General features: G+C 63.6%; 14 protein-coding genes and 1 pseudogene. 11 read left to right on the top strand and 4 right to left on the bottom strand.

The window, feature by feature from the left end:
- The 5 genes and pseudogenes from ACFSQT_RS16785 to ACFSQT_RS16805 form a co-directional block, all read left to right on the top strand.
- Positions 1-239 (top strand): annotated as a pseudogene (locus ACFSQT_RS16785) (hypothetical protein); the annotation flags it as partial.
- Positions 240-263: 24 nt separating this feature from the next.
- Entirely contained in the window at positions 264-2,174 is a 1,911-nt protein-coding gene (locus ACFSQT_RS16790; RefSeq protein ID WP_379020474.1) for an AAA family ATPase, read from the top strand.
- Between the two features lie 159 nt (positions 2,175-2,333).
- On the top strand, positions 2,334-3,635 hold the full coding sequence (locus tag ACFSQT_RS16795; protein WP_379020476.1) for a DUF6638 family protein: 1,302 nt from the start codon (positions 2,334-2,336) through the stop codon (positions 3,633-3,635).
- A gap of 103 nt (positions 3,636-3,738) precedes the next feature.
- Complete coding sequence (locus tag ACFSQT_RS16800) at positions 3,739-4,863, top strand: DUF2333 family protein (protein ID WP_379020478.1); 1,125 nt, start codon at positions 3,739-3,741, stop codon at positions 4,861-4,863.
- A 403-nt stretch (positions 4,864-5,266) separates the two neighbouring features.
- Positions 5,267-6,946: a formate--tetrahydrofolate ligase gene (locus ACFSQT_RS16805; protein WP_379020480.1), complete on the top strand. Its 1,680-nt coding sequence runs from the start codon at positions 5,267-5,269 to the stop codon at positions 6,944-6,946.
- 74 nt (positions 6,947-7,020) lie between these two features.
- On the opposite strand, the gene ACFSQT_RS16810 is transcribed toward ACFSQT_RS16805, so the two are convergent.
- A complete protein-coding gene (locus ACFSQT_RS16810) occupies positions 7,021-7,665 on the bottom strand; it encodes a cysteine hydrolase family protein (protein WP_379020482.1) in 645 nt (214 codons plus the stop codon).
- A 126-nt stretch (positions 7,666-7,791) separates the two neighbouring features.
- On the opposite strand from ACFSQT_RS16810, the gene ACFSQT_RS16815 reads away from it, so the two are divergent.
- Positions 7,792-8,778 (top strand): GlxA family transcriptional regulator, encoded by a 987-nt coding sequence (locus tag ACFSQT_RS16815; RefSeq protein WP_379020484.1) that lies wholly within the window; start codon positions 7,792-7,794, stop codon positions 8,776-8,778.
- Between the two features lie 64 nt (positions 8,779-8,842).
- On the opposite strand, the gene ACFSQT_RS16820 is transcribed toward ACFSQT_RS16815, so the two are convergent.
- Complete coding sequence (locus tag ACFSQT_RS16820) at positions 8,843-9,427, bottom strand: cytochrome b/b6 domain-containing protein (protein WP_379020486.1); 585 nt, start codon at positions 9,425-9,427, stop codon at positions 8,843-8,845.
- 5 nt (positions 9,428-9,432) lie between these two features.
- Positions 9,433-9,699 carry a PepSY domain-containing protein gene (locus ACFSQT_RS16825; protein WP_095091693.1) on the bottom strand — a complete coding sequence of 89 codons (267 nt, stop codon included), beginning with the start codon at positions 9,697-9,699 and terminating at the stop codon, positions 9,433-9,435.
- A gap of 166 nt (positions 9,700-9,865) precedes the next feature.
- On the opposite strand from ACFSQT_RS16825, the gene ACFSQT_RS16830 reads away from it, so the two are divergent.
- Both ACFSQT_RS16830 and ACFSQT_RS16835 read left to right on the top strand, forming a co-directional pair.
- Positions 9,866-10,525 carry a response regulator gene (locus ACFSQT_RS16830; protein WP_379020489.1) on the top strand — a complete coding sequence of 220 codons (660 nt, stop codon included), beginning with the start codon at positions 9,866-9,868 and terminating at the stop codon, positions 10,523-10,525.
- Positions 10,522-11,871, top strand: coding sequence for an ATP-binding protein (locus tag ACFSQT_RS16835; protein WP_379020491.1), 1,350 nt, complete (start codon positions 10,522-10,524; stop codon positions 11,869-11,871). Before ACFSQT_RS16830 ends, ACFSQT_RS16835 begins: the two co-directional genes overlap by 4 nt.
- Here ACFSQT_RS16835 and ACFSQT_RS16840 read toward each other — a convergent pair.
- Entirely contained in the window at positions 11,858-12,415 is a 558-nt protein-coding gene (locus ACFSQT_RS16840; protein ID WP_379020493.1) for a sugar O-acetyltransferase, read from the bottom strand. The genes ACFSQT_RS16835 and ACFSQT_RS16840 overlap by 14 nt on opposite strands.
- Positions 12,416-12,599: 184 nt before the next feature.
- Here ACFSQT_RS16840 and ACFSQT_RS16845 point away from each other — a divergent pair, with 184 nt between their 5' ends.
- From ACFSQT_RS16845 to ACFSQT_RS16855, 3 genes are all read left to right on the top strand, one after another.
- A complete protein-coding gene (locus tag ACFSQT_RS16845) occupies positions 12,600-13,061 on the top strand; it encodes a DUF4126 domain-containing protein (protein ID WP_379020495.1) in 462 nt (153 codons plus the stop codon).
- The gene (locus tag ACFSQT_RS16850) at positions 13,058-14,434 is read left to right on the top strand and encodes an FAD-containing oxidoreductase (RefSeq protein WP_379020497.1); all 1,377 of its coding nucleotides are present in this window, start codon (positions 13,058-13,060) and stop codon (positions 14,432-14,434) included. Before ACFSQT_RS16845 ends, ACFSQT_RS16850 begins: the two co-directional genes overlap by 4 nt.
- A gap of 114 nt (positions 14,435-14,548) precedes the next feature.
- The gene (locus ACFSQT_RS16855; protein ID WP_379020499.1) at positions 14,549-15,727 is read left to right on the top strand and encodes an MFS transporter; all 1,179 of its coding nucleotides are present in this window, start codon (positions 14,549-14,551) and stop codon (positions 15,725-15,727) included.
- The last annotated feature ends 11 nt before the right edge of the window (positions 15,728-15,738 follow it).

Here is a 15,738-nt window from a genome sequence, read left to right on the forward strand (position 1 = left end):
CCAAGGGCGAAAAGCCCGGCCGCAAGGGGCTGTTTTCGAGCGAGAAGACGACCCAGGAATTCTTCATCAACACCGACGACCTGGAAGCCGCGCGCCAAGGCGTGTCCAGCTACGAAAACCATGCGCTGATCCCGCACGAAGCCTACCAGGCGCTCTACGCCGCCGGCGAAGCACAGAAGGTCTTTGCCGGCTACAAGGTCCACATCCTGTCCAACGGACAGGTCATCTCAGATGTCTGACCGTCACACCACGGAGCACACTTCATGGACACCGGCCTGACCACCATTCCGGAAGCTTCGATCGAAAAGCACCGCGCCACCGCGCAGAGCTTCATCACCCGCATCGTCGTGCTGGAAGACCCGTCGCGTGAATCAGGCACGGCGCTTGCCGGCACCAACCGCCGCTTCGTCTCGACCGTCTCGGTCGGCTCGGTGCGCCGCACGCGTGAGGTCGAGCTGTCGAAAACCGTCGGCGCCATCCATCCCGACGACCAGTTGCTGACCATCCCGCAGCACACGCTGTTGTTCCGCGCCCGGCGTGGCACGGCAATTGCGCTGGCCATATCGGACGTCTTTGCCGAAGGTTCGGACCTCGAAAGCCTGCAGGCCAGGAACACCCGCGCCCCGCTCGAAGGCGACGAGGCGTCCACCTTCAAGAAGCTCTTGTCGGCCTCGGCCTACATCTCGGCCTTCAGCCTCGCTTCCTATCTGTTCCAGCTGATCGACAGCGACGGCGAGGCACCCAACGACATGCCCGAGCCAGACTTCCTGTTCGACACGCCCCAGGATGCGGTGAAATCGATCCTCGCCGGCCTCGATAAGGCGATATCGGGCTCGTCCGACGATACCGACCTGACGACCAGGGCACGCGCCTTCGCGCGCGTCGCCATCGACGGGCTGCTGGCGCGCAAGGGCCGCTTCGACGGCATTGGCCCGTTCGAGAACGCCCATATCCGTATCGATTCGGACGACTTCACCCTCGACGGTTTCGACGTCGCGCCCGGCAAGCGCTCGAAGCCACTGGTGATGACCTTCAAGAAGCCGGAAGAGGTGGTCGGCAACCACATCGCCAAATACCAGTCGGTCAAGCTCGCCAGGATGCTGATGGCCTACGACTTCGAGCGGGAGCTGAACCCTTTCGTCGAACTCGGCGGCTTCCTGTTCACCTTCATCGGCGACGGCGCGCCCGGCACCGGCAAGACGACGCTGATCCAGATGATCGCCGGTCTCGTCAACGGCTACTGCCAGGTCGCCGGCTATCCCTTCGCCTACGAGAATTTCGGCGTCGACCAGATCTCGTCCTACCAGGGCAAATCGGGCCAGAACTGCCGCCAGTTCATCAACAATGTGCTCAATCCGCGTGTCATCGGCTTCGGCACCATCGACGACATCGACCAGGTGGCGGCGCGCCGTTCAGACGACCGCGCCTCGGCCGGCCAGCAGGAGATCACCGGCGTTTTGATGGATGCCTTCGCCGGCGCCGGCACCGTGGTGCGCGGCAACTGCGCATTCGGCATGTTCTCCAACTATCCCGAAAATGTCGACGATGCGCTGCGCCAGCGTGCCGGCGCCCGTTGGCTGGTCGACGGACCGCAGACCCGCGACGACTACATCGACATCTTCGTGCTGCTTGCCGGCAAGAACCACAAGATCCCGCTCGGCGACCACGATCTCTACGCCGCGCAGGAAATCCAGCGCGCCGTGACCGAGGCCTATGAGGAGCACGAGAAGCCGCAGGAAGACGGCCTGATGAAGGTCTACGAGCGCTACATGAAGGAGAACGGCGCGCCGAAATCGATGGCCGATATCGGCACCTATCTGCATCTGATCAAGGATGCCGAGCCGCGCTTCACCGGCCGCGCCATCAAGAACGTCACCGACGCCATCAAGATGCGCGCCATGGACATTGAGCTTCCCGACGACTGGTTCGAGAAGCCGGAAGCCTTCATGCACAAGAGTTATGACGAGAAGAAAGCCATGATCGAGGAACTGCGCGGGCCGTTCTCGATGGACATGGTCATGCAGGAGATCAACCGCTACGCCGACAGCGAGTTCCGCTATTCCGACAAGTCCGACGACGCCGCGGTGGAAAAACTGCTGCGCGACGCACGCCTGCGCGAACGGGCGGCGCGCGAGATGGAGGAGATGAAGAAGAAGGGGCTGTGGAATGCGTAATGTTCCGACCTCTGCAAAAGCTCGTCGTCAACGAACAGGCTGCAATCACAACGCTGAAGGCCGAGGCGCAAACGGTGACGCCCCCCTCTCCCCGTTCTTCACGGGGAGGGGGGCGTCAGCGTTGACGCTTTCCAGGCAAAGCCACTCGGAACTTTCCGCATGACCGCCAAGAAACCCGACCTTTTGCGCGACAATGAGCTGATCTATGGCCGGTTGCTGACGGTCGACGAGCCGCACCTGATCCAGCGCTACAACAAGGCGCTGGCCGCGTTCGGCTTGAAGCCCACCAAACTGAAGGGCTTCCAGATCGACCGCACCGGCTTTTCGCCCGAAGTGGCCGAGGAATGTGACGACTACGATTATCTCGACCCCAACGAGGTCAATCGCCGCTTCATCATCCTGACGCCGTCGCAGATCGACCTGCCGGTGGTGCACACCGCCTTCTCCAACACCTCGCAGCTGATGTTCGAGTTCATGTCCAAGAACCAGCGCGCCATCGACGCGCTGACCATCAAGGACGTCATCTACGGCGAGATCGAGGATTCCGTTCCCAAGGTCAACGACATCGAGGACCTGCTGTCGATCAGCCAGGTGGAGTTCAAGGTGCTGTCGGCCGAGGACGTGCTGGGCAAGGCCGCCGAGCTCGGCAAGCTGGTCGACCGGCTGAAGCAGGAGCCCGACGCCTGGCGCGACAACGCCATGCTGACGCGCATGGTGGAACTGGCGAAGGTCTGCGGCGACATCCGCGAGAACGCGCTGGTGCCCGACCAGGTGATCTTCCGCCACAATGCCTACTGGACCAGCCATTTCGGCGGTCTTTACGTGTTCGTCGACCCGGACATGACGACGGTGATCAGCGATCCGTCAGCACCCGGCTTCCGCCGCTCGCGCCCGTGGCAGGTCAGCTATCTCTCGATCAACGATGCCGACAAGGTGTTCAAGTTCCTCGCCACCACCGGCCGCATCGAGCTGCCGCGCGCCTCCTGGATCGAGGCCTCGGGCTATCTCGAGCACCGCGCCGAAATGGTGGTGCGCGCGCTGATCCGCGACGCCGAGCCCGACCGCAACCTGACCGATGTCGACAAGGTCTGGCTGCAGACCTGGATCCAGAGCCATGCCGACCTGATGACCCGGGACGGCAATTTTCCCTTCCTCAACGCCGCCAAGCGCGAGATCGCCCAGCTCGGCCACCTCAAGATCGAGGATGTGTTCCCGCAGCAGCGCTTCCTGGTCATCCGCGCCAAATCAGATCACCCCGACGCCTGGCTGACCAATCGGCTGATCTCGGATTTCGTGCCGTCGGACTTCGTCTCGCGTTACGTCTTCAACAAGCAGGGCTTCTACAAGGACTATGACGGCTTCAGCGACGCCTGGCGATCGCATGTTGTGGACGTTCTAAAAACCACATATTTGAAGGACAAGGTGGCGTTCCGCACACGCCTCTATGGCCTGACTGACTAGAACGAAATGAACCGTCATTTCGTTCTAACTTATTGTTTTAGCGTGTGATGCTACCCAAAAAGTCTGCAACTTTTTGGCATCATGCTGAGGGGGTGACATCGCCATGCTTGATCCGATCGTGAACTTCTTCACCCGGATTTTCCAGTGGATCGGCCGTGGTATCGGCCTCTTGATCGGCGTCATCCTGTGGCCGTTCCTATGGGCTGGGCGCTGGTATACGCAGCGCGGCTGGATCCTCAAGGCGGTGGTCGGTGTGGCCTTGCTGGTGCTGATCGGCCTCTATGCCAACTTCTTCTACGCCACCCAGTGGTGGAACAATTTCAACCCGAACTATCCCGACACCTACACGTTCGAGAAGCGCAACGTCTCCGCCGGCGAACAGGTTACCGCCGGCGCCGGCACTGATACCGCCAAGACCTGCGGCAACTCCGGTATTGCCCAGATCGCCGCTGACTTGACCGACTTCAACGTTAACCAGAATGCCTGGATCTCGTCGATGATCCTCTACAAGCTCGGCCTGTTCGGCATCGACTGGGACCACACGCCGTGGATGGACAACAAGGCTTCGTTCCAGCGCGGCATCAACCAGGCGGTGCGGCGCACCGCGACCGAACTCGCCGACAATCTCGGCCGCGTTCGCACCACCTCGCAGATCGACAGCGATCTGCAGAATGCCCGCGGCAATCTGCAGTTCGACGAGGAGACCTGGTATTTCGGCCTCAACCCGTTCGGCCCCAAGACGCCGACGCCAAGCTATTACCGCGACGCGGTGCGCATGCTGCGTTCCTTCAACGCTCGCCTCGCCACCTGCCAGGCGACCTTCGACGCCCGCGCCGACAATCTGAAGCAGTATATCGACCGCATCTCATCCGACATCGGCTCAACCTCGGCGATCCTCAAGGAACGCGCCGAGAACCACAACAATGGCTGGTTCGACTTCCGCGCCGACGACCGTTTCTGGTTCGCCTATGGCCAGCTCTACGGCTATTACGGCCTGATGAAGGGTGCCCAGGCCGACTTCGAGGACGTCATCAAGGAAAAGCATCTGCAGAACCTGTGGGACACGATGGACTCGCAGTTCGTCTCGGCGCTGAAGATCCAGCCCTTCATCATCGCCAATGGCCGCGAGGACGGCTGGATCATGCCGACGCATCTGACGACGATGGGCTTCTATGTGCTCAGGGTGCGCTCGAACATGGTCGAAATCAGCAACGTGCTGACGCAGTAAACGCCGTTCAGCTCAGGGCATGGCGCCCAAAAGTGGTCCCGGTTTTGGGACAACAACAAAGACCTGAAGCGCATCGCCTGAGTCCGATCGAACGCGATGCGCTTTGGCCAGACGATGGCGAATTTGCGCCGTCGCCTCTGTCGCATTCCGTGCATTGTGCGGCTGTTTTGAGACGGCGGAACGGCGCGTCCTCTGGCTTCTATACGGCGCGCAACGGAGCCGGAAAGAACCCGAGAACAGGTCGGCCGGTCCGCAGAGGAATTTTCTCTAGAGGAAACATAGTTGCATGCAAGTTGACGCCGCGGCAGCGACAGGGTTAGAACATGCCCGCGCCCGGTTCCAACCTGCCTGCCAGTGAGATCAAACCCGTCCCCTCCACAGTCCAATCCAGAGGAAAGCCGTCATGGCCGAAGTGAAGTCCGACATCGAGATCGCGCGCGGCGCCAAGAAGAAGCAGATCCAGGAGATCGGCCAGAAGATCGGCATTCCGACCGAACACCTCTTGCCCTACGGCCACGACAAGGCCAAGATTTCCGCCGAGTTCATCAAGTCGGTGAAGGGCAACAAGGACGGCAGGCTGATCCTCGTCACCGCCATCAACCCGACGCCCGCCGGCGAAGGCAAGACGACGACCACCGTCGGCCTCGGCGACGGACTGAACCGCATCGGCAAGAAGGCGATCGTCTGCATCCGCGAGGCTTCGCTCGGTCCGAACTTCGGCGTCAAGGGCGGTGCAGCCGGCGGCGGCTACGCACAGGTCGTGCCGATGGAGGACATGAACCTCCACTTCACCGGCGACTTCCACGCCATCACCACGGCGCACAACCTTTTGTCGGCGCTGATCGACAACCACATTTACTGGGGCAATGAGCTCGGCATCGACACCCGCCGCGTCGTCTGGCGCCGCGTCATGGACATGAACGACCGCGCGCTGCGCGAGATGATCTGTTCGCTCGGCGGCGTCGCCAACGGCTTTCCGCGCGAGGGCGGCTTCGACATCACCGTCGCCTCGGAAGTCATGGCCATCCTGTGCCTGTCGACCGACCTCAAGGACCTCGAGAAGCGCCTCGGCGACATCATCGTCGCCTATCGCCGTGACAAGTCGCCGGTCTATGCCCGCGACCTCAAGGCCGACGGCGCCATGGCCGTGCTGTTGAAGGACGCCATGCAGCCGAACCTGGTGCAGACTCTGGAAAACAACCCGGCCTTCGTGCATGGCGGCCCGTTCGCCAACATCGCGCATGGCTGCAACTCGGTCGTCGCCACCACGACGGCGCTCAAGCTTGCCGACTATGTCGTCACCGAAGCCGGCTTCGGCGCCGATCTCGGCGCGGAAAAGTTCTTCGACATCAAGTGCCGCAAGGCTGGCCTGAAGCCGGCGGCGGCCGTCATCGTCGCCACCGTGCGCGCCATGAAGATGAACGGCGGCGTCAAGAAGGAAGACCTCGGCAAGGAAAACATCGAGGCGGTGAAGAAGGGCTGCGCCAACCTTGGCCGCCACATCGAGAACATCCGCCAGTTCGGCGTGCCGGCGGTGGTGGCGATCAACCACTTCTATTCCGACACCGACGCCGAGATCCAGGCGATGAAGGACTATGTCGCTTCGATGGGCGAAGAGGCGATCCTGTGCAAGCACTGGGCCAACGGCTCGGCCGGCATCGAGGAACTCGCCAACAAGGTGGTGGCGCTGGCCGAATCCGGCGCCTCGCAGTTCGCACCGCTCTACCCCGATGCGATGCCGTTGTTCGAGAAGATCAACACCATCGTCCAGCGCATTTATCGCGGCTCGGAAGCGATCGCCGACAAGTCGGTGCGCGACCAGTTGCACGCCTGGGAGCAAGCCGGCTACGGCCACCTGCCGGTCTGCATGGCCAAGACGCAGTATTCGTTCTCGACCGACCCGAACCTGCGCGGCGCGCCGACCGGCCACACCGTGCCGGTGCGCGAGGTCAGGCTGTCGGCTGGTGCCGGCTTCGTCGTCATCATCTGCGGCGAGGTCATGACCATGCCCGGCCTGCCCAAGGCGCCGTCCTCAGAGAAGATCTTCCTCAACGAGATGGGCCAGATCGAAGGCCTGTTCTGAGAATTTCAAGATCGTTGCGAGACTTGAAAGGGCGGCTACTGGCCGCCCTTTCTGCTTTCCGAGGACAAACCTGGCTACGCGGCGCTGCGCGCCAGCGCCCGCTGGTTGGACGTATAGATCGTGTCGCGCTCGGGCAGCACGCCCGTCTTCAGGCACTCGATCCATTCGCCGGTCTTGAGCACCGCCGCGAAGCGCGACTGCAAGATGATCGTCACCACACGGTGGATCTCCTCGGCCGAGGCGTAGCCGGCGCTGTTGGCATAGGGCAGCGAGCCGGTGGCGTCGGACAGGAACTCGACGGCGAAGCCCATATGCACGGCGTGGATGATGGTCGACAGGTCGCAATTATGCGTCATGTAGCCGACGACCGTGATCGTATCGATGGCGTTAGCGCGCAGCCAGTCTTCGAGATCGGTGCCGGTGAAGGCACTTGGCATGGTCTTTTCGACATAGTGGTCGCGGCTTCGCCTCGCTATCTCGGGATGCAGTTCGGCGCCATGGCTGCCCTTGGCGAAAACTGGCGATGTCTCGGGTGCCAGTTGCTTGATCACCACCACCTTGACGCCGGCGGCGGCGGCCGCATCCATGGCCTGGGCCACATTGACGACGCTGTCGCGGAACGGCGGATGCTTGATCGCGAGATTGCCGCCATCATAATCGTTCTGGACGTCGACGACGATGAGAGCGCGGCGCGGTGCGGTTTTGACTGGGTCGGACATGATGTTTTCCTTTCCGGCTTGAATGCGATGGGCCGAAAATAGGTGGGTCGCCAAACGACCGAAAGTGTCCCGATTGACATCATTCGAAAGAATTGGGACAATTCACTTTCACTTGCTGGAAGCACCATGACCGATCCGATCGTTGCCGTCCTGGCCTTCGCCGGCATCAGCCCATTCCATCTCTCCGTGCCATGCCTGGTGTTCGGCGAGGACAGGACGGCGCTTGGGCTGCCGCGCTTCGAGTTCCGCATCTGCGCGGTCAAGGCCGGCCCGATCCACACCGAAGCCGGACTGACGGTTGCCGCGCCGCATGGGCTCGAAGGGTTCGACGGCGCCGACATCGTCATCATCCCAAGCTGGCATCATCTCGGCGAGGCGCCTGCGCCAGTGTTGATGGAGGCGCTACGCAGAGCACACGGGCATGGCACGTTGATTGTCGGCCTGTGCCTCGGAACCTTTGCCATTGCGGCGGCCGGGCTGCTGTCAGGCCGTCGCGCCGCGACGCACTGGGCCTATTCCGAGCGGCTGCAAGAACTCCATCCCGACATCGCCGTCGATGCCACGGTGCTCTATGTCGACAATGGCGATGTCGTGACATCGGCCGGCGTCGCGGCCGGCCTCGACTGTTGCCTCCACATCGTGCGCGCCCGCTACGGTGCGGAAGCAGCACTCCGGCTCGCCCGCCAGATCGTGCTTTCGCCGCATCGGCAAGGCGGGCAGGCGCAGTTCATCGAGCATCCGGTGGCAAAAAGTGCTGCCGCCGACCGGTTCACCCAGGCGCTCGACGCGGTTCGCGCGACGCTTGGCGAGGCGCACAGCCTGGACCGCGTTGCCGAAGCCGCCGGCCTGACACGGCGCACCTTCACCCGCCGCTTTCAGAAATCGATCGGCAGCAGTTTCGGCGATTGGCTGACCAGCCAGCGGATCGAACTGGCGCAACGGTTGCTGGAAGCGACCGAGAAGTCGATGGACATGGTGGCCTTCGAAGCCGGCTTCGGCAGCGCCACGTCGCTGCGCCAGCATTTTTCGGCGCGTCTCAAGACGTCGCCGGCGCAATACCGGCGTGAGTTCTCCAGGCGGGCCGATCAGGACGAACCAATGGCACACGCCTGATGATAGAGAACGGCCAAAGGCGCCGCATCACTGCGGCGCCTTGGGTATTCCCTGATCCAGACAGTCATGCGACGTCTTCCGACGATGGCGCGCGTTTGCGGCCGGTCAGCATGGCGCGAACCAGATTCTCATGATGCCGCAGGCTGGCCAGCAGTACGCCGCCGACATGAAGCCCAACGAGCACGAGAATTCCATTGCCCAGAATCTTGTGCGTGTCCTCCACCCAGGCCACGCCCCACCAGGCATCGGTGGTCTGCATCCAGCCGGTAAGCGCAATTCCCGCCACGCAGGCCAGAAGCGCCAGCACCATCGCGCCGCCGGCAGGGTTGTGGCCGAGATAGCGCCTTTCGAGACCCTGCGCCACATCGGCTATGTACAAGCTCACCGTGCGCGGCCCACGTACGAACTGACGGAAGCGTGTGTATCCCGATCCCGCCAGCCCGGCGATCAGCCGTGAGGCTATCAAGACCCCCGCACTGTAACCGGCCAGTTCATGCACCTTCATGATTTCGCCGGAAGAAAGCCACGCCACCGCAACGCACAGGACCAGCGACCAGTGAAAGAGGCGGACGTAAGGGCTCCAGACCTTGACCAATTGTTCCCGTGTCGACTCGACCGAGGTTTCCCGTGTCGAAACGGTGGCGTTCATGGCGATCAACCGTCGTCGGAATCGGCGCCGACCGACTCGAGCGTCTTGGGATTGAACACGGCTTCCAGCTTCTTGCCGTTGGCATCGAGGGCCTTGGCTTCATAGCAGCCGTTTTCCGTCTTGATGCTGCGGACCTTCCAGCCCTCGCTTTCAAGCTTCTTCTGCAGCGCTTCACGCGGCTGCCACTGGTCGGTCGGCACATCGCATTTGTCGGCAGCGAAAGCCGGTCCGGCAACAGCCATCACCAGCGCGGTCAGGATCAAAGTCTTCATCTTGTTTTCTCCATCGGCCAATTCCGATGTCGCGGACCCTGACCGTGAAACCTGACAGCAGCCTGAACGCGTATCGGATCGTTCAAAAGCCGCAGTTGGCTTTCATTCAGGTTCCTGTCAGCCTTGTTGCGCATGGAGACGGCGTGTTGCTGAACACGGAGGCAAGGTGCGCGTTCTGCTTATCGAAGACGACCCCGTGCTGGGCGAGGCGGTGCGCGATCATATCGCCGCCGACGGCCATGCCGTGGACTGGAGCACGACGCTTGGCGATGCCGGCGATCACCTGCATGTCGTCTCCTATGAACTCGTCCTGCTCGACCTGCATCTGCCTGATGGCAAGGGGCTCGAATTCCTGAAAGCGCTGCGCCGTGAAGGCACCGACACGCCAGTCATCATCCTGACCGCGCGCGACCAGCTCTCCGACCGGATAGAAGGGCTGAATTCCGGAGCGGACGACTATCTGGTCAAGCCGTTCGATCTCGGCGAACTATCCGCGCGCCTTGCCGCGGTCGCGCGCCGCTATGCAGGGAACCCCAATCCCTTGATCCGGCTCGGGCCGGTTGAAATCGACCAGGCCGCCCGCCGAGTCGTCGTGAACGGCAGGGAGGCCATTCTGACGTCCCGCGAATGGGCGGTGCTGGAGCAATTTTTGCGCCGGCCCGGCATGACCGTCGGCAAGAACCAGATCGAGGATGCGCTCTATGCCTTCGGCGCGGAGATCGAAAGCAACACCGTCGAAGTCTATGTCAGCCGGCTGCGCAAGAAAATCGGGCGCGAGGCCCTCACGACCGTAAGAGGGCTAGGCTACCGCCTGGCATTCCCATGAGGTTCTTCGACAGCCTTGCCGGTCGCCTCGTTGCCTCGCTGATCCTGGTCACGGTCGCCTTCGGGCTGGTCGCAGCCGGCACGGGAAGCATTACCCTGCATCGTGAAATCAACGAAGCCATGGACAGTTCCATGCAGGAAGCGGCCCGCCGGCTGCTGCCGCTGGTCATCGACGATCTTTTCGAGCGCGAGGTTTCGCAATCGCCGCGCAGGCTGGCAGAGGCCGTTTCGGACAATGGCGGTGGTCGCCTCATCTTCCAGGTGCGGGACGGCGGCGGCCGTGTTCTCATACACTCCTACAATGCTCCCGCGGAGCCGCTCACGGCTGAACTCGCACAGGGCTTTTCGGAGGCCGCCGGCTGGCGCATTTACACCGAGCCGGCGGTCAGCGGCACGGTTTTCATCCAGGTCGCCGAGCTCGATTCACGACGCAATGAGGAGACGCTCGAAGCCGCCACTGGCTTCCTGATACCGATGGTCATCCTCATTCCGTTGAGCGCGCTTGTCGCCTGGCTGACCCTGGCGCGTTTCCTGAGGCCGATTTCGACACTACGCGGCGAGATCAGCGCCCGTCACGGTGACAACCTCGCTCCGATCCGCACAGAAGACCTGCCCTCGGAACTTGCCGCCATTGCAAAGTCGGTCAACAGCCTGATGTGGCGCCTCAATATGGCGCTCGACGCCGAAAGAGAATTCACCGCCAATGCCGCGCATGAATTGCGCACGCCGATCGCCGGCGCGCTGGCCCAGACGGAGCGTCTGATTGCCGAAGCTCCCGACGAGGCCTCGCGAAAACGCCCCCGCCAGATCAAGCGTGCCCTCTCCGACCTCGCCGACCTGTCGGAAAAGCTGATGCAGCTGGCGCGAGCCGATGCCGGAGTAGCGGTCGCCGGCAAGTCAGCCGATCTTGCCGCGGTCGCGGCATTGGTGGTCGAAGACTTTGAACAGCACAGCGAAAACAAGGGCCGCCTACGCCTCGAGATGCCGGTGAAAGGCAAGGCGCTGGCCGCGATCGACACCGATGCACTGGCCATCGTCCTGCGCAACCTTGTCGAGAATGCCTTGCGGCATGGCCCCGAAGGTGGAGAGGTTGTCGTGCGCATCGACGAAGACGCCCGACTTGACGTGATCAACCAAGGCCCGGTGGTTCCAGCCCCAGGCAGCCTGATCAAGCGGTTCGAACGCGGCGCAACGCGCGCCGAGGGATCGGGCCTCGGGTTGGCAATCGTCAGCCGGATCCTGCAACAGATCGATGCGACGCTGGTTCTGAACTCGCCGGCATCCGGCCGGCAAGACGGCTTTGAAGCGACGATCCGGTTTCCCCCGCGTAGCGTCAGCCGCGCTTGACCGCCCGCGCCGGATTGCCGACCACCGTGGCGTTGTCAGGCACGTCGCGCGTCACCACCGCGCCGGCGCCGACGATGGCGCCCTCGCCGATGCTGACGCCGCCAAGGATGATCGCACTACCGCCGATCCAGGCATAGGCGCCGATCTCGACCGGCTTGGCGATCTCCAGTCCCGCTTGCCGCCCGGCGGCCTCCTGGTGATGCTCGGCGCAGTAGATCTGCACATTGGGGCCGAGCAGCGTTCCCCTGCCGATGCGCACGCTTGCCGTGTCGAGGATGGTGCAACCGGCATTGAGAAAGACGCCGTCACCAAGAAAGATGTTGAAGCCATAGGCGCAGTGGAACGGCGCCTCGATGCGGGCGCCCTCGCCCACACCGCCGAGCAGTGCTTTCAAGCCCGGCCCGAGGTTTCCGCGCTGCCGGGGCGGCAGGCAATTGTGCTCGAACACCGCGTCGCGCGCCGTGACGCGCAAGGCTTCCAGTTCGCCGTCGAGGCAGGTGTACCATTTGCCGGCCGCCATCTTCGCGCGCTCGCTTTCCGTCATGACGGCGTCTCCCTGTGAGGTCCTTGCCAAAGCACACTTGCAATGGACGGGAAAGTGCCAGCGTCTCGGCAACACCGGGCGCAAGAATCCGTCCCGATTTTGCGGGGTCATGTGCTGGTCAAATGCCCGGCCTATGCTAGCCTGCCCCTTGCTGGACGTCCGTCCGGCGATGAGGGGATCGACCATGCTGTATATTCTAGCACTTCTGATCGGCGTCATTGCCGGTCTTCGCGCCATGACCGCGCCCGCCGCCGTCGCCTGGGGCGCTTATCTCGGCTGGCTGCCGGTCGCCGGCACATGGGCCAGCTTCATGAGCCACTGGGCCGCTGTCGGCATCTTCACCATCCTGGCCATCGCCGAGCTGGTCACCGACCAGCTGCCGTCGACGCCGAGCCGCAAAGTGCCGCAGCAATTCGGCGCCCGCATCATCATTGGCGCCTTCACCGGCGCCGTGATCGGCGCGACCGGCGGCGCCACCATCGGCGGCCTGATCGCCGGCGCCATCGGCGCTGTCATCGGCACGCTCGGCGGTGCTGAAGCACGTGGCAGGCTGGCGGCCGCGTTCGGCAAGGATCCGCCCGCCGCCTTCATCGAAGACGCGGTGGCAATCATCGGTGGCCTGCTGATCGTAGCGGCGGTGGCATGACGGCGAAAACCTTCGACGCCATCATCATCGGCGCCGGACAGGCCGGCCCTCCGCTGGCCGGTCGGCTGAACGCGGCCGGCATGAGCGTGGCGCTGATCGAGCGCAAGCTGGTCGGCGGCACCTGCGTCAACACCGGCTGCATGCCGACCAAGACCATGGTCGCCAGCGCCTATGCCGCGCACCTCGCCCGCCGCGCCGCCGACTATGGCGTGACGCTCAGCGGCCCCGTCGGCGTCGACTACAAAGCGATCAAGGCGCGCAAGGACAAGGTGTCGAACGACGCCCGCGCCGGGCTCGAAACCTGGATCGCCGGCATGGACAAATGCACGCTCTATCGCGGCCATGCGCGCTTCGAATCCGCCAACACGGTGCGCGTCGGCGATGAGCTTCTGACCGCCGGGAAGATCTTCCTCAACACCGGCGGCCGCGCCTCGGTGCCGGACCTGCCGGGCATCCACGACATCGACTATCTGACCAACTCTTCGATGATGGATCTCGACGTGCTGCCGCGCCATCTCATCGTCGTCGGCGGCAGCTACATCTCGCTCGAATTCGCGCAGATGTTCCGCCGCTTCGGCTCGGAAGTCACCATTATCGAAAAGAGCCCGCGCCTGACCGGCCGCGAGGACGAGGATGTCTCGGCCGCCATCCTGTCGATCCTCGAAAACGAAGGCATTACAGTCCATCTCGGCTCCGACGACATCGCTTTCGCCAAACAGGGTGACGACATTGCCGTGACCTTTTCCGCCGGCAAACCTCCAGCGGTCGGCTCGCATGTGCTGCTGGCACTCGGGCGCACACCCAACACCGACGATCTCGGCCTCGACAGGGCCGGCGTCGAGGTCGACCGGCGCGGCTTCGTCACCGTCGACGACCAGCTGCGCACCAGCGTGCCCGGCATCTGGGCGATGGGTGACTGCAACGGCAAGGGCGCCTTCACCCACACCTCCTACAACGACCATGAGATCGTCGCCGCCAACCTGCTCGACGATGACCCGCGCAAGGTCAGCGACCGCATCGAAGCCTACGCGCTCTACATCGACCCGCCGCTCGGCCGCTGCGGCATGACCGAGGCCGCGGTGAAGAAATCCGGCCGCCGCGCATTGGTCGGCCAGCGGCCGATGACCCGCGTCGGCCGCGCCGTCGAAAAGGGTGAGACACAAGGCTTCATGAAGATCCTCGTCGACGCCGACACCAGGGAGATCCTCGGCTGTTCGGTGCTTGGCCCGGGTGGCGACGAGGCGGTGCACAGCGTGCTCGACCTGATGTACGCCAAGGCGCCCGTCGACACGCTGGCGCGTGCCGTGCACATCCACCCCAATGTCTCGGAACTGCTGCCCACCATCGCCCAGGAGCTGAAGCCGCTGGCGTGAGGCACTCGAGCCAAGCTCTCGACAATATGCATTGCTGCATTGCAGCAATGCATATTGCCCGTAGCACGGCTCCGCGTTCATTCTGGAATTGAACCGATTCAGTCTGGACGTTCCATGCCCTTGCCGATCCTTGCGCTTGCCATCGCGTCCTTCTGCATCGGCACCACCGAATTCGTCATCATGGGCCTGCTGCCGGAGGTCGCCGCCGACCTCGGCGTGTCCATCCCTTCGGCGGGCCTGCTGGTCACCGGCTATGCGCTGGGCGTCGTCTTCGGCGCGCCAATCGTGGCGATGGCCACCGCGCATCTGCCGCGCAAGCCGGTGCTGGTCGGTCTCGCCGCGCTGTTCGTCGTCGGCAATCTGTTTTGCGCCATCGCACCCAACTACTGGATGCTGATGGCCGCGCGCGTCTTCACCGCCTTCGGCCACGGCGCGTTCTTCGGCATCGGCTCGGTCGTTGCCGCCAGCCTGGTGCCGCGCAACAAGCGCGCCAGCGCCATCGCGCTGATGTTCGCCGGGCTGACGCTGGCCAACATCCTTGGCGTGCCCGCCGGCACCGCGCTTGGCGAAACCTTCGGCTGGCGCGCCACCTTCCTGGCCGTGGTCGGCATCGGCCTGATCTCGGTCGCTTGCATCGCCTGGCTGGTGCCATCCGACGTCACCGAACCGAGCGGTGGCGGTCTGCGTGGCGAGCTGCGCGTGCTGGGCAAGCTGCAGGTCTGGCTGGCGATGCTGATCGCCGCCCTTGCCTCGGCCAGCCTGTTTGCCGTCTTCACCTACATTAAGCCCTATCTGACCGACGTCTCCGGCCTGTCCACTTCAGCCGTCACCTGGGTGCTGCTGCTGTTCGGCGCCGGCATGACCATCGGCAACATCATCGGCGGCAGGCTGGCCGACTGGAAATTGATGCCGACCGTCATCGGCACGCTGCTGTTGCTGGCGCTCCTGTTTGTCGGCTTCATGCAGTTTGGCGCTATCGCCAGCGTCGCCATCAGCATCGTCTTCCTGTGGGGCCTGTTGATCTTCGTCGTCGTGCCGCCGCTGCAGATCCGCGTCGTCGAGGCGGCTTCCGAAGGGCCGAACCTCGCCGCCACGCTGAACCAGGGCGCCTTCAATGTCGGCAATGCCGGCGGCGCCTGGATCGGCGGCGCAGCCCTTTCCGCGGGCGTTTCCTATGCCAACCTGCCGCTGGTCGGCGCGGCATTGGCGCTGCTTGCGGTCATCGTCGCGGTGCTGTCGCAGACGCTGGATCGGCGCACGCCTGTCGTCGCTGTTCAGGCTCCGGCAGAATAACCGCTTGCGCC

This window comes from Mesorhizobium calcicola (assembly GCF_042682105.1).
Taxonomy (GTDB): domain Bacteria; phylum Pseudomonadota; class Alphaproteobacteria; order Rhizobiales; family Rhizobiaceae; genus Mesorhizobium; species Mesorhizobium calcicola.